This is a genomic window from Bradyrhizobium sp. ARR65, from assembly GCF_000472385.1.
In the GTDB taxonomy this organism is placed as follows: Bacteria; Pseudomonadota; Alphaproteobacteria; order Rhizobiales; family Xanthobacteraceae; genus Bradyrhizobium.
The window spans coordinates 12,456-26,447 of the sequence record NZ_AWZU01000007.1; the positions used below are offsets into that span (position 1 = coordinate 12,456).

Annotated in this window: 13 protein-coding genes; 5 read left to right on the forward strand and 8 right to left on the reverse strand. The window is 63.2% G+C overall.

What is annotated here, in order from left to right; genetic code table 11:
• Nucleotides 1–293 precede the first annotated feature (293 nt).
• From F758_RS43525 to F758_RS0110295, 4 genes are read left to right on the forward strand one after another with little or no spacing between them, the layout of a single operon-like run.
• A complete protein-coding gene (locus tag F758_RS43525) occupies nt 294–830 on the forward strand; it encodes a DUF305 domain-containing protein (RefSeq protein ID WP_024507795.1) in 537 nt (178 codons plus the stop codon).
• Between the two features lie 9 nt (nt 831–839).
• Entirely contained in the window at nt 840–2,294 is a 1,455-nt protein-coding gene (locus tag F758_RS0110285) for a YncE family protein (RefSeq protein WP_024507796.1), read from the forward strand.
• A gap of 39 nt (nt 2,295–2,333) precedes the next feature.
• Nucleotides 2,334–2,846, forward strand: a complete 513-nt coding sequence (locus tag F758_RS0110290; RefSeq protein WP_024507797.1) for a sigma-70 family RNA polymerase sigma factor — start codon at nt 2,334–2,336, stop codon at nt 2,844–2,846.
• Nucleotides 2,843–3,652, forward strand: coding sequence for an anti-sigma factor family protein (locus tag F758_RS0110295; RefSeq protein WP_024507798.1), 810 nt, complete (start codon nt 2,843–2,845; stop codon nt 3,650–3,652). Before F758_RS0110290 ends, F758_RS0110295 begins: the two co-directional genes overlap by 4 nt.
• 55 nt (nt 3,653–3,707) lie before the next feature.
• Here the strand turns inward: F758_RS0110295 and F758_RS0110300 are convergent, their stop codons facing one another.
• Together F758_RS0110300 and F758_RS0110305 are read right to left on the reverse strand one after the other, a co-directional pair.
• Nucleotides 3,708–5,189 (reverse strand): amino acid permease, encoded by a 1,482-nt coding sequence (locus F758_RS0110300; protein WP_024507799.1) that lies wholly within the window; start codon nt 5,187–5,189, stop codon nt 3,708–3,710.
• Between the two features lie 76 nt (nt 5,190–5,265).
• The gene (locus tag F758_RS0110305) at nt 5,266–6,567 is read right to left on the reverse strand and encodes a PQQ-dependent sugar dehydrogenase (protein WP_502689129.1); all 1,302 of its coding nucleotides are present in this window, start codon (nt 6,565–6,567) and stop codon (nt 5,266–5,268) included.
• A gap of 342 nt (nt 6,568–6,909) precedes the next feature.
• Between F758_RS0110305 and F758_RS0110310 the strand changes: the two genes are divergently transcribed.
• Nucleotides 6,910–8,103 (forward strand): urate hydroxylase PuuD, encoded by a 1,194-nt coding sequence (locus F758_RS0110310; protein ID WP_024507801.1) that lies wholly within the window; start codon nt 6,910–6,912, stop codon nt 8,101–8,103.
• Nucleotides 8,104–8,118: 15 nt separating this feature from the next.
• Here F758_RS0110310 and F758_RS0110315 read toward each other — a convergent pair whose 3' ends face one another.
• From F758_RS0110315 to F758_RS0110340, 6 genes are all read right to left on the reverse strand, one after another.
• Nucleotides 8,119–8,469 carry a hypothetical protein gene (locus F758_RS0110315; protein WP_157449941.1) on the reverse strand — a complete coding sequence of 117 codons (351 nt, stop codon included), beginning with the start codon at nt 8,467–8,469 and terminating at the stop codon, nt 8,119–8,121.
• Between the two features lie 128 nt (nt 8,470–8,597).
• Nucleotides 8,598–10,391: a chloride channel protein gene (locus tag F758_RS0110320; RefSeq protein WP_024507803.1), complete on the reverse strand. Its 1,794-nt coding sequence runs from the start codon at nt 10,389–10,391 to the stop codon at nt 8,598–8,600.
• A gap of 9 nt (nt 10,392–10,400) precedes the next feature.
• The gene (locus F758_RS0110325) at nt 10,401–11,120 is read right to left on the reverse strand and encodes a class II aldolase/adducin family protein (protein WP_157449942.1); all 720 of its coding nucleotides are present in this window, start codon (nt 11,118–11,120) and stop codon (nt 10,401–10,403) included.
• Between the two features lie 138 nt (nt 11,121–11,258).
• On the reverse strand, nt 11,259–11,558 hold the full coding sequence (locus tag F758_RS0110330) for a DUF1330 domain-containing protein (protein ID WP_024507805.1): 300 nt from the start codon (nt 11,556–11,558) through the stop codon (nt 11,259–11,261).
• Between the two features lie 55 nt (nt 11,559–11,613).
• Nucleotides 11,614–12,738, reverse strand: a complete 1,125-nt coding sequence (locus F758_RS0110335; RefSeq protein ID WP_024507806.1) for an amino acid ABC transporter permease — start codon at nt 12,736–12,738, stop codon at nt 11,614–11,616.
• A 2-nt stretch (nt 12,739–12,740) separates the two neighbouring features.
• On the reverse strand, nt 12,741–13,928 hold the full coding sequence (locus F758_RS0110340) for an amino acid ABC transporter permease (RefSeq protein ID WP_024507807.1): 1,188 nt from the start codon (nt 13,926–13,928) through the stop codon (nt 12,741–12,743).
• Nucleotides 13,929–13,992 lie beyond the last annotated feature (64 nt).

Below are 13,992 nucleotides of genomic sequence, written 5' to 3' on the forward strand. Positions count from 1 at the left end.
CGTCATTGCGAGCGCAAGCGAAGCAATCCAGACTTCCTCCGCGGATACAGTCTGGATTGCCGCGTCGCTTTCGCTCCTCGCAATGACGGGGAAAGCGCTTGTCCCGTTCTGCAACTTGATCGGCGAATGCCCTAACGTTTACGTGATCGGGCCACATGCAGGGTTCTTCCCCTTGTTGCGGCTGCGCTTTTTTTCGACGCGCGCTTCATGCGCTCAAAAATCTCTCCAGGCCGACGGAATAGAACGCGGCCGGACACGTCACACCCATGCAAGCAACTGCATGGGAGTTCAGGATGCGCCAGCCATCGTTTCGCAGCGTCGCGACGACGCTCGGCCCATTTCGATTTCTCAAACCGGGCTTTCGCACGACGCTGTTCGGCGCCCGGCTTCTGATCGCCTTTGCCCTGCCCTCAGTTACCTTCGCGCACGAAGCACACCCCGCGCAAGAGCCGGCGGCAGCCTCCGCCGACGAACGTGCTTTCCTGAAAGAGAACGAGGCTGCCATGGCGAAGATGATGGACGGCATGGCGGCCAAGCCGACCGGCGACATCGACCGCGACTTCGTCGCCATGATGAACCCGCATCACCAGGGCGCGATCGATATGGCGGTGATCGAGCTGCGCTACGGCAAGAACGAACAGCTCCGACGCATCGCCCAGGAGATCATCGTGGACCAGATGCAGGAGATCGCGGCCATGAAACTCGCGATCGGCGAGCCGGCAACGGATACCACGCCTGCCCCGACCCAACCCGGGCCGACAAGCGCGGCAAGCGAGCAGCACCATCCTCAGGGCATGCACATGGACATGTCCGCGGGCACGAAGAAATAGGAGCAAGACATGAATATCTGGAAGAGCGCTCTCCTTGCAGGCACGGTCCTTGCGACCTGGTCCGGCGCGTGGGCCGGACAGGCGCCGGGCGCGCTATCCGCCCCCGATATCCCGATCAGCCATCACGACCGCATCTATGCCGCCGAGCAGTTCTCCAACACCGTCTCGGTGACGGATCCGGTCGACAACAAGCTGCTCGGCGTGATCAGGCTCGGCGATCCGCAGCCGGTAAATTTCAGCCCGCTCTATAAGGGGCAGGTGCTCGTGCACGGCATGGGTTACTCGCCCGACCATCGCATGCTTGCGGTGGTTTCGATCGGATCGAATTCGGTGACATTCATCGATACCGCGACCAACGCGGTCAAGCACGTAACCTATATCGGCCGCTCGCCGCATGAGGCGTTCTACACGCCTGATGGCAAGGAAGTCTGGGTCACGGTGCGCGGTGAAAACTACATCTCCGTCATCGATGCCAAGACATTCACGGAGAAGACCCGCATCACCACCCCGAGCGGCCCGGGCATGCAAATGTTCTCGCCCGACGGCAAGTACGGCTACATCTGCTCCTCCTTCAACCCGGAGACCGATGTCGTCTCCGTCGCCGAGCACAAGATCATCGCCAAGGTGAAGCAGGACAGCCCCTTCTGCCCGAACATCGCGGTGACGCCGGACGGAAACCAGGTCTGGTTCACGCTGAAGGACACCGGCAACACCCAGGTCTTTAACGGCAAGCCACCGTTCAACGTGATCAAGACCATCGACACCGGCCCGATCACCAACCACGTGAATTTCGCGCACACCGCGAAGGGAACGTTCGCCTATGTCACCATCGGCGGCCTCAATCAGGTCAAGGTGTTCCGCACCGATGATTTCTCGCTGGTTGCGACCATTCCGGTCGGCAATCTTCCGCATGGCGTGTGGCCGTCCGGCGACGGCACGCGGATCTATGTCGGGCTCGAGAACGCCGATGCGCTGGCGGCGATCGACACCGCGACCAACACGGTGATCGCCAACATCCCGATCGGACAGGCGCCGCAGGCCATTGCCTATGTCCCGAATGCCGCGCCCGATCCTGAGACCGAAGCAAACCTGCAACCTCTCGGCGTCGCCGGGCAAGTCGCGCATCTTGCGCTCACGCCGAAGAATGGCACCGAGGCCGGCAAGACCCCTACCAGCGTCTCGCTGTTCGATCAGGGCCTGATCCAGGTGTTGCAGGCGTCGGTTACCGGACTGAAGCCGAAGCAGAAATATGTGCTGGCGCTGGCCGACCATGCCGACGGCAGCGGCGCCTTGCAGCCGCTGGCGGCGTTCACGACAAATCCTGCGGGGTCGGCCATCGTCAACGCCGCCGGTCCCATCAGGCAAATCGTCGACCCATCGGCGAAGGCGGAGCGGCGCTATCTGGTGATCGCGCCCGGCGACGGAACAGCACCCGGCGAGCCGGTCCAGATCGAGACGCCATGACCAGGGAGCGAGCGCAATGAGCTGCGGGCGGAGCGCATGATGGACGACATGCTGCTTCAGGTCGAGCCGCTGATCCCGGCGCTCCGCCGCTATGCCCGCGCACTCACGCGCAATCGCACGAGCGCCGACGATCTGGTGCAGGACTGCCTCGAGCGAGCCGTCAGCCGCTGGTACCAGCGGCGCGACGGCGACGTCCGCGCCTGGCTCTTCACCATCCTGCACAATCTCGCCGTCAATCAGTTCCGGCAGGCGGCGACGCGCGGCAAGCATGTCCCGATTGATGAGGCGCTGGAGGACAATTTTGGCGAGCCGGCCGCGCAGGAACAAAAACTGGTCTACCAGGACGTTCTGAACAAGCTCGCAAAAATTCCGGAGGATCAGCGTGCCGTGCTGCTGCTTGTCGCAGTCGAAGACCTCTCCTATGCGGAAGCTGCGAAGGTGCTCGGCATTCCCGTGGGCACCGTGATGTCGCGCCTGTCCCGCGCACGCGAGCGGTTGCAGCTGGAGATCGAGGGCGGCGCGAATGTTGTCGCATTACGGAGCGTGAAATGAACCGTCGGCCGATTACGGAAGATGATCTCCACGCCTATGTGGATCAAGCGCTCGAGCCGGAACGGCAGGCGGAAGTCGCCTCCTATCTCGGCGACCATCCTGATGTCGCGAAACGTGTCGCCGCCTTCTCGGGCCAGCGCGAGCTCTTGCGCGCGGCGCTGGCGCCGATCGCGGAGGAGCCGCTGCCCGCCAAGCTCAACCTGGCGCGCATTATCGAGAACCGCGGGCGAGGCCTGTCGCGTTTCTCGTCACGCTTGTCTTCGCACTTGTCCTCGCCCTTGCCTTGGGCGGTTGCTGCCATGCTGCTGCTCAGCATCGGCGCTGCCGGCGGTTGGGCGATGCGCGGCGCGCTGCAGGTCGCGCCCGGAGGGGTGATCGCGCTCGCGCAGGAGGCAATGGAGTCCTACAATGTCTATGCACCGGATCACGTCCGACCGGTCGAGATGCGCGCCTCGGATAGCGGAGAGCTGGTGCAGTGGGTGTCGAGCCGCCTGCACCAGCCGGTCAAGGTGCCGGATCTCGCGGCCTCAGGCTACAGGCTGATGGGCGGACGCCTGGTCGCGACCTCGCACGGCCCGGCCGCGATGTTCATGTATGACGACGATCATGGCAGCCGGATCGTGCTGCTGACGCGCACCATGAGCAGCGCGGACCAAAACGCGCCGATGACGGGCCACTCGAAGGGCGACGTCGCAGGTTTCGCCTGGGCGGATGGCGGCATCGGCTATAGCCTGGTCGGCCAGGGTCCGATGGACTCCTTGCGGCCGCTAGCGAACGAGGTTCGCAAGCAGACCCGCGCAATCTGAAAGCGAAGTTTGGTTGAATCGGCTCCAGCCGCGGATTCACGCGCTTGCCAGCTCATTATCCCGCGAGCGCGAGGCGGCTGCGCTTTGCGCCATAGCCGAAATAGATCACAAGCCCGATCGCGAGCCAGATGGCGAGCCGCACCCAGGTGTCGACCGGCAGGCCGAACATCAGGAAGATCGCGGTGGCTGCGCCCAAGGGCGCCACGATCCAGATCGCGGGCGCCCTGAACGGCCGATTCAATTCGGGATCGACGATGCGCAGCACCAGCGTGCCGATCGACACCACAGCAAACGCAAACAGCGTCCCGATGCTGACGAGTTCGCCGACCAGCCCGATCGGCAACAGCCCAGCGAGAACGGCAACAACGGCGCCCGAGGCGATGGTCGCCACATGGGGGGTGTGGAAGCGCGGATGGATTTTGGCCGCGGCCGGCGGCAGCAGCCCGTCATAGGCCATGGCGCGGAAGATGCGAGGTTGCCCGAGCAGCAGCACCAGAATGACCGAGGTCAGGCCGAAGACGATGCCGAGCTTGATCAGCGGGGCGAGCCAGCCGACGCCGGCATTGTCGATGCCGACCGCAATGGGGTCCGGCACGTTCAGGCGATCGAAGGGCACGATCCCCGTCAGCACGAAACCGACCGCGACATAAAGGATGGTGCAAACGACGAGCGAGCCCAAAATCCCGATCGGCATGTCGCGGTTTGGTGCGTTTGCTTCCTGCGCGGCGGTGGAGACCGCATCGAAACCGATATAGGCGAAGAAGACCACGGCAGCGCCGCGGATCACGCCCGACCAGCCATAGACGCCCTGGCCCGCATTCGGCGGGATGAAGTAACCCTGCGGATTGCTCGCCGTGATCCAGTTCGACGTGCTGAAATGCGGCGCGCAAAAGATGATGAAGAGAAAAATCACCGTGAGCTTTACCGCGACGATGAAATTGTTGAACCGCGCCGATTCCCTGATCCCGATCACGAGCAACCAGGTGACGATGATGACGATCGCCACGGCCGGCGCGTTGATAATGGCGCCGGTTGCGGACCAGGCATGGCGGCCGGAGTCGTAGACCAGCGGGGACGAGGCAAATTCGGCCGGAACGTTCACCCCAAAGTCCCTGGCGAAGCTGACGGCATAGCCGGACCATCCGATCGCCACCGCAATGGCACCGACGGCATATTCGAGGATCAGGTCCCAGCCGATGATCCAGGCGACAAGCTCACCGAGTGTGGCGTAGGCATAGGTATAGGCGCTGCCGCTGATCGGCACGGTCGAGGACATCTCGGCATAGCAGAGGCCGGCGAAAGCGCAGGCCACCGCGCCCAGCACAAAGGACAGCGAGACGGCGGGACCGGCATTCGCGGCAGCGGCGTGGCCAGTCAAGACGAAAATGCCGGCCCCGATGATGCCGCCAATGCCGAGCGCGACGAGGTTGAGAGCCGACAAAGTCCGCCTCAGCGGCCGAACTTCGCTGCTGGGGTCGCTATGGGCCGCTTCCTTGGCCAGTTCGTCCGTCGACTTCCGCGCCCAGATCTTTGCCAAATGAGCCCGCCTTTCGAGGTCGTCCCGCTGCGAACTTTTGAAAACTGCCGCTTTAGCTCGCCTCTCGCAAGCAAATTCAGTGACTGACCCGCCAGATCGTTCCGTTGCCATCCTCGGCGATCAGAAGCGCGCCGTCCTTCGCAACTGCAATGCCGACAGGGCGTCCCCAAACCTCGCGGTCGTTGACGACAAAGCCGCTGACAAAATCCTCGTACTCGCCGGTCGGCACGCCATCCTTCAGGCGAATGCGGATCACCTTGTAGCCTGTGCGCTTCGACCTGTTCCACGAGCCATGCTCGGCCGCGAAGGCATCGCCGCGATACTCCGATGGGAAATTGTTGCCGTCGTAAAATGTCAGAGCCATCGAGGCCGAATGCGCTTCGATCAGCACGTCGGGGACCGTTACCTTGTCCTTCAGGTCGTCGCGCTCGCCGGCGTGGTGCGGATCGGGATGACCGCCGATGTAAAACCACGGCCAGCCATAGAAGGCCCTTTCGCGCACGCGCGTGACGTAATCCGGTACCAGATCGTCGCCGAGCCCGTCGCGCTCGTTGGTCGAGCACCAGGGCGTACCGGTTGCCGGCTGGATGGCGAGACCGACGCAGTTGCGAATGCCCGTTGCGAACAACTTTCGGTCCTTTCCATCGGGATCAAAGGAAAGCACCGCCGCGCGATCGGTCTCCTCGCCCCAGGCCGCCCCCAGCGGATGGCGGCTGATCCAAGCCTCCAATCCGCCCGGCGGGGTATCCAATCCCTCGCCGTCATTGCCCGCGGAGCCGACCGAGACCAGCATGCGCTTGTTATCGGGCGTGAACACGATATCGCGGGTGGAATGCCCGTAGCCGCGCGCGAGATTCGGGACCACGGTTTCGGGCCGTCCCGTCGCGCGCAGATCGCCGAAATGATAGGGAAAACGGACCACGCTATCCGTGTTGGCGACGTAAATCCATCGCGGGTCGTCGCCCGCGGGAAAGAACGCAATGCCGAACGGACGATTGAGGCCGCTGGCGAAAACCTCTTTCTGAATCGGCTGCGATGGGCCGTGCGCCGCGCGAAGCACGCGAATGCGCCCGGCACGGGTTTCGGCAACGAAGATATCGCCGTTCGGCGCGACCCTGATCATACGCGGGCCGCTCAAGCCTTCCGCAAACGGTTCGATCTTGAAGCCGGGCGGCACCTGCAGCTCCGCGCCGGGAGGTTTTGCGACAACGCGCGATACGTTGGCGACCGAGCGCGTGGCGCCGGGCTCCGGCAGATCCTGCGGCCTGATCAAGCGGACCGTGCCGGGCTTGTCAGCCTGCCAATCGCCGAACGCGTCCTTGCCTTGCAGGACGCCGGGCTCGGCGCCGGCCGCTGCCATGAATGCGGCCATCATCATGACGAACGCCGCGCTTCGCAGCGAGGGCTTTGGCATGACCGACTGTCCTCCATTTCCACTTCCGTCGATGGCTCGCGATCATAATGTCGGATCATCGCAAATTGTTCGGTCGGTCGCGATCAATTTGCCTGCGGCCAAATGTGATCCGCGCGCTGTTGCGCGGGCTCTTTGCCGGCCCAAAACATGATTTAGACTGCCTCAAAGCTGTGCAGAGCTTGCCGCTCAGAAGCGCTGGAAAACCAAAACGATCGATGCAACAGATGAGTTTGGGGCTGCAAACGCCCATTTGCAGGCACCCCGGGCGCAAGCCTCGATCGCAAAAGACGACATGTGGAAGCGGGAATGTGGGAATCCATATTGACGGATTGGCTGAGCCTGATCTTCCGCTGGCTGCATGTGGTGGCCGCGATCGCATGGATCGGCAGCTCGTTCTACTTCATCCATCTCGATCTCAGCCTGAAACCCAACGCTGACCTGCCGGGCGGCGTCCAGGGCGAGGCATGGCAGGTCCATGGCGGCGGCTTCTATCGCATCGTCAAATATCTGGTCGCGCCGGCAAAGCTGCCGGACGAACTGACCTGGTTCAAATGGGAAGCCTATACGACCTGGCTGTCGGGCTTCGCGCTGATGGTCGTGGTCTATTATTTCAATGCCGATCTGTTTCTGGTCGACAAATCCGTTCTCGACCTCACGCCGCTGCAGGCGGGCCTGTTCAGTTTCGCAAGTCTTGTGCTCGCCTGGCTGCTCTATGAAGGCGCCTGCCGCTCGGGGCTCGCCAGGCATGAGCTTTCCTTCGCGCTGGGCGGCTATGTTTTCCTGGTGGCATTGACCTATGCCTTTACCCACGTCTTGAGCGGGCGCGGCGCCTTCAACCAGATCGGCGCGATCATCGGCACCATCATGGTCGCAAACGTATTTCTCGTGATCATTCCGAACCAGAAGAAGATCGTGGCGGCGCTTTTGGCGGGAGGCTCGCCCGATCCCAAGCTCGGCAAGGCCGGCAAGGAGCGCAGTGTCCACAACAACTATCTGACATTGCCGGTCCTGGTGCTGATGATCAGCAACCATTATCCGCTGCTGTTCGCCACGCGTTATAACTGGCTGATTGTCGCGATCGTGCTCGCGCTCGGTCCGATCATCCGCCACTTCTTCAACGAGCGGCATGCCGGGCGCGCATCGCCATGGTGGGTGTGGGGCGTCGCCGCGGTCGGAATGATCGCCATCGGATTGTTGTCGGCGGCCGGGCCGCGCCAGCTCACGACGGGCGCTCTCCCGGCCGAACCCAGCTTTGCCAATGTGCAAGAGATCATCCTGTCGCGCTGCAGCATGTGCCACGCCGCCGAGCCGGTGTGGGCGGGCATCACCACCGCGCCGAAAGGCATTTTGCTCGACGATGCCGATCACATCCGCCGCAACGCCCGGCTGATCGGCCGCAATGCCGCTTGGGCGAGCGCAATGCCGCCCGGCAATGTCACGGAAATGACCGCGGACGAGCGCGCCCTGGTTGCGGCCTGGATCGCATCTGAAGTCCGCTGACGGCTGTCCATCAACTCACTTGCGGGATTTTCGCGCGCTTCCCACGGTCTGGGAATTTTCACTCTCCCCTTGCGCGTTTCGCGCGTCGCGCGCCATCTCAAGGCAGGTCAAGTACTCGACATAGCTGCCGGTGCCATCCATCGTGGTTTCGGACAGGCAACGCTGCCTGTCGCCGGCGGTGAACTGCGACCACTCCTTGTGCACCAGCTGAAGAGCCTGGTTCTCATCATCCTTGCAGTGATCCTGGTTGGCACCGGTCCCACCCTCCAAGGAGCACTCGCGCGTAATGTCGAATTTCGGCACGTTGTCGGCAACAGGGGTGACGGGCAAGGCCGTGAGAATGACGATCGGAAGGTGCATCAGCATGTCTTCCTCCATGTCGAAAGCTCGTTCCGGATCGCAAAAAGCCCGGCGAGATCAGCGGCAAAGGCTCACGCGAAAAAATCCGGCCGACGGTTATCGGTTCCATCTTCGGCGATTTGAACGGTTCAATTCTAGGATATTGCGCCCAGCACGCCGCGCGTGGCCTGGTCGATTTCCTCGACATAGCGGCGCCGCGCGTAGGATTCCGTCAGGAAGCCGATCACCTTGCGGCTGTTTTCCGACTCCAGCACGGCGAGCACCTCGGCCTCGGCGTCGTCGAAGATCTTCATCGCGGTCTTGACGTTCATTTCCGGCAACAGGCTGACATCGGCGTAACGCGCAAGCTCCACCACCTGGATCTCGTCCGCGATGGAATCGAGCTCGCCGGAAAACAGCTCGGGCAGCAGCACCAGGCCGCAATAATCATCGGAATTGTTGACCACCACGATTGCCGGCCGCGATCCCAGCACGAACTCGCGCCGGCAGGCCGCGATGCTGGTGGTGCTAGGAACCTTGCCGACGTCGGCGCGCATCATGCGCTCCACCGTGAGATTGCGCAGCCAGCCCACGTCGTTCGCGCTGCGGATGGTCTCGCCGCGAAGATGAAGGCGCCAGGTGGAGAACGAATGGCCGAACATGAAGCGGACGAAGATGCTGGTGACGATGCAGGCGGCCAGCACGACCGCGGTGACATCGACGCTGCGCGTCATCTCCAAGACCAGGAACGACATCGTGAGCGGACCGCCGACGATCGCCACGCCCAAGGTCGCCATCCCCGTCAGCATGGCGACCAGGGGATCGACCGCGATGTCCAGCCCCGAAGCCTGCACCACCGCGGCATAGAACTTTCCGAGCAGGCTGCCCACGAACAGCGAGGCAAAGAACAGGCCGCCGCGGAAGCCCGATGACAGCGAGATCAGGCAGGCGATCACCTTGAGGGCGATCACGATGGCGATAAAGCCGATCGCCATCTCGCGATGCAGATCCAGCACCATGGCGCCGTGGCCGGCCGCCAGCACTTGCGGCGTGACGATCGCAAGCCCGCCGACGCACAGGCCCCCGATCACCGGCCTGATCCAGACCGGCAGCTTCGGATGCGCAAACACGCGCTCGAACCACACCGAGCTGCGCATGACGGCAATTCCGATCGCCGCGGAAATCAACGCCAGCACGATCAGGGCCAGATATTGTTCGAGGCCGACGCTGTTGACGTGGGGCACTTCCAGCGAATACGGCGCGCCCCCGAGATACTGCGCGGTCAGGGCCGCCGACAACGATGCCGCAAGGATCGGCGCCGCGCTGCCGACCGAATAGACCCCGACGATCAGCTCGCACGCATAAAACGCGCCGGTGATCGGCGCCCCGAATGCCGCCGCGATGGCGCCCGCCGCACCGCAACCGACGATCAGGCGGAGGTCGTTGCGGCGCAAATTGAGGACCTGTCCGAGCAGCGAGGCCGCGCCCGAGCCGATCTGGGTGTAACCGGCCTCCAATCCGACCGACGCGCCGCAACCGTTGGAGACCAGGGTCTGTCCGCTCACCACCATGCTGTCGCGCAGCGACAGCCGGCCGCCACGCAGCGCGTTGGCCTCGATCGGGTCGACCGCATTGGCGATCTTCCAGCGCCGGCGCAGCCATTCCATGATACCGAGCGAGAGCCCGCCGATGGCCGGTGCGATCATGGCAGTGACCGGGTTGACCCAGGCGTTCGCGCTCAGGCGCACGTCGATCGGGATGCCGTAGATCAGGACATGGGCGATCTGGGCGATCTCGCTCATCAAGGTCACGATGGCGCCGGCGACAACCCCGACCACCAGCGCCAGCGGGATCAGATAGAATTCATTGCTGCGCAGAAGCGCGCGCAGGCGTGTCAGCACCCGGTTCGAGCTCTTCCGATCGATGATTTGCGCGATCTGTGCGAGCACCGGGGCGTCCTATTGGTCCGAATTGCGGTCCGTATGTCCGTAGCCAACCATCTTCTGCCGAACCCGTTCGATCTCGTCGCTATCGAGTAACGGCGGCTTTCCGATCTGCAAGCACCCATGATATTGCCGCGCCAGCGTCTCGACCTCCACGGCCAGCCAAAGCGCGCGGTCGAGCGAGGGGCCGATCGCAATCATGCCGTGGTGGTCGAGCAGGCAGGCGAACCGGCCCTCCAGGGCCTTGACCGCATATTCCGACAACTCTGGCGTGCCGAACGTGGCGTATGGCGCGCAACGGATGTTGTCGCCGCCGGCGGCGGCTATCATGTAATGGACCGGCGGGATGTCCAGACCCATGATCGCCAGGATCGTCGCATAGGTCGGATGGGCGTGGACCACCGCGTGAATTTCCGGCCGGGCGCGCAGGATGTCGAGATGAAAGCGCCATTCGCTGGAAGGCCGCTGGCCTTCCGCGAACGAGCCGTCCATCGCCATGAACACTATCTGTTCCGGGGTCATCCAGTCGTATGGCACGCTGGTCGGCGTGATCAGCATGCCCTCGCCGTGACGGACACTAATGTTGCCTGACGTGCCCTGGTTGATGCCGAGCGCATTCATCCCGCGGCAAGCATCGATAATGGCCTGCCGCTTCTCATTCTCGGCCCCGCTGATCGCATACCGTAATTTGGTTGCGCCGCGGGCCCTTTTTGAGGCGGAAATCTTGGGGCTCATTGCCGCAGATAATGGTGCAACGCGGTGCGGGTCAAGCCGCATAAAGCGAGCGAGAATTCAAAAAACCGAAGCGTTCATTAGCCATTCAGCATGCTGCGCGACGCACGGCGAACCGCCTCCTTTCGACCTTCGGACCCGTCATGATTTGTCACCGAAGCCGCGCGCCAATATCACCACCGCATCCGCGCCGGCTTTGCGGTCCGCGGCAATCTCGGCATATTCGGCCGACTCCTGAAACTCCAGCGCGGCGGCACTGTCCGGAAACTCGAGCACGACCACCTTGTCGCGCTCGAAGCGTCCTTCCAGCACCTGTGGCCGTTCATCGGCGATCACTACTCTGCCCTTGAACTTGCGAAAGACGTCGAAGAAGCGCGACTGGTAGCGATCGTAAAGCTCGCGACGGGTGAATTTGAGTTGCGCGATGATGTAGACGGCCATGGCGTTTCCAATCAAACAATGATGTCGCTGAGTGGACGAGAAGCGGGCGGGCTCGTCAAGCCTTCGGCCTGCCCTGCGCCTCCAGATGCCGGCTGTAGCGCGACATCGCAAAGCAAAACGCGAAATAGATTATCCCGACGAAAACATAGACCTCGACGCTGAACGACTGCCAGGCCGGATCGATGATTGCGGTCTTGGCCGTCGTGAGCAGATCGAAAATGCCGATGATCAGCACGAGGCTGGTATCCTTGAAAAAGGCGATGAACGTATTCACCAAGGGCGGAATCACGTGCCGGATCGCCTGCGGCAGGATGATGAGGCGATGCTTCCGCCAATAGGACAGGCCGAGCGCGTCGGCGGCCTCGTGCTGGCCCCGCGGCACCGCCTGCAAGCCGCCGCGAATGACTTCGGCAAGGTAGGCGCCAGCGTAGAGCACGATCGCGATTTGCGCTCGCAAGAGCTTGTCGATGTTGACGCCATCAGGCATGAACAGCGGAAACATCACGCTGGCCATGAACAACAGGCTGATCAGCGGCACGCCGCGGATCAGCTCGACGTAAAGCACGCAGAGCGAGCGGATCGCGGGCAGTTTTGAGCGGCGGCCGAGCGCCACGACGATCCCGAGCGGAAAGCCGAACGCGAGCCCGAAGGTCGCCAGGATCAGCGTCACCGGCAGACCGCCCCAGCGGTCCTGCGAGACGAAGGGCATGCCGAGCACGCCGCCCCACATCAGAACGCCGATGAGGACCAGCGCGGCCACCCAGATATAAACCAGCTCGCGCCGCCAAAAGCCGCGGCGGCTCGACACGTAGAACAGCGCGATGAACACCAGTGTCGCAGCCGCCGGCCGCCACTGCTGGTCGAACGGATAGGTGCCGAACAGGATGAAACGATATTTCTCGGGGATTACAGCCCAGCAGGCGCCGAGCCCACGCACCGCGCGGCAGGCGCTGGTGTTGTTGCCGGGCACCGTCCAGACGGCATCCCAAAGGCCCCATTGCACGAAGCTGATCAGCGCCTTGGCGAGCAGCAAGATCAGCAGCAGCGTGATGATGCTCGAGCCGATCGAGGAGAACAGATTGGCGCGCAGCCAGCGCAGTGCGCGCTGCCCTGCTCCCCAGCCCGATTGCACCTGGCCGAACGAGCGAGGATTTCGCGGGGCTTCCAGCGCCGAGCTCATGATCAGCGCTCCACCAGCGCAATGCGCGCGTTGTACCAGTTCATGAACAGGCTGATGCCCAGGCTGATGGTCAGGAACACCGCCATGATCAGCGCAATCGCCTCGATTGCCTGTCCTGTCTGATTAAGCGTCGTGTTCGCGATCGAGACGATGTCCTGATAGCCGATTGCGACGGCAAGCGAGGAGTTCTTGGTCAGATTGAGATACTGGCTGGTCATAGGCGGCACGATGACGCGCAGCGCCTGGGGCAGGACAATGTGCTTGAGCACAAAGCTGCGGCGCAGACCGAGCGCGAGCGCGGCGTCCCATTGGCCCTTCGGGACTGCCTGAATGCCGCTGCGAACGATCTCGGCGATGAAGGCCGAAGTGTAGGTGACAAGCGCGATCAGCAGCGCGAAATATTCCGGTGCGAGCGTCAGCCCGCCGACGAAGTTGAATCCGCGCAGCTCGGGCAGCGTCACGGTCCAGAACACGCCGAGAGCCCACGACACCAAAGCCGGTGCGGCGATGACAAGAACGAGGCCGTAGGGCCAAACGTAACGCGGCTTACCGTCCTGCATCTGTCGCGCGATCAGATAACGGCGCAGCAAATAGAACACGAGGAGCCCGACCGCGGCCGTGCCGAGTACCCAAAGCTGCCCCTCTCCGATCGGGATCGACGGCAACATCAGCCCGCGGTTTGAGAGATAGACGCCTTCGATCGGTCTCCAGGCGGCGCGCGCCCCTGGAAGACCCTGCATCAGCACGTACCAGAACAGGAGTTGCAGCAGCAGCGGAACGTCGCGCAGCACCTCCACGTAGACCGCGGCCAGCCGCGACAGCAGCCAGTTGGCCGACAGCCGCGCGATCCCGATCATTGTGCCGAGCACCGTCGCGAGCATGATCCCGATCACCGCGACGCGGAGCGTATTGACGATGCCCACCATGAAGGCGCGCAGGTAAGTGTCCCTCGGGCTGTAGGACAGCCAGGTGTCGGTAATCGGCATGCCGGCCTCACGGCCGAGAAAGGCAAAGCCAGTCGAGATGCGGCGCACCGAGAGATTGTGAACGGCGTTCGACCAGAGCCAGGCCACCACGGCGATCGCGATTCCGACCACCAGGATCTGCCAGAGCAGGCCGGTAAACGCCTCGCTGCGCAGCGAGATGCGCAAGCGCTTCCGGGGCGGCAGTTTGGGCGTGGCGGTCGTCACAGCACAGGAATCCTCTTGAAACAGCGATTTCCGGCCATGCGCTTGCGGCGCGCGTCAAATGTTG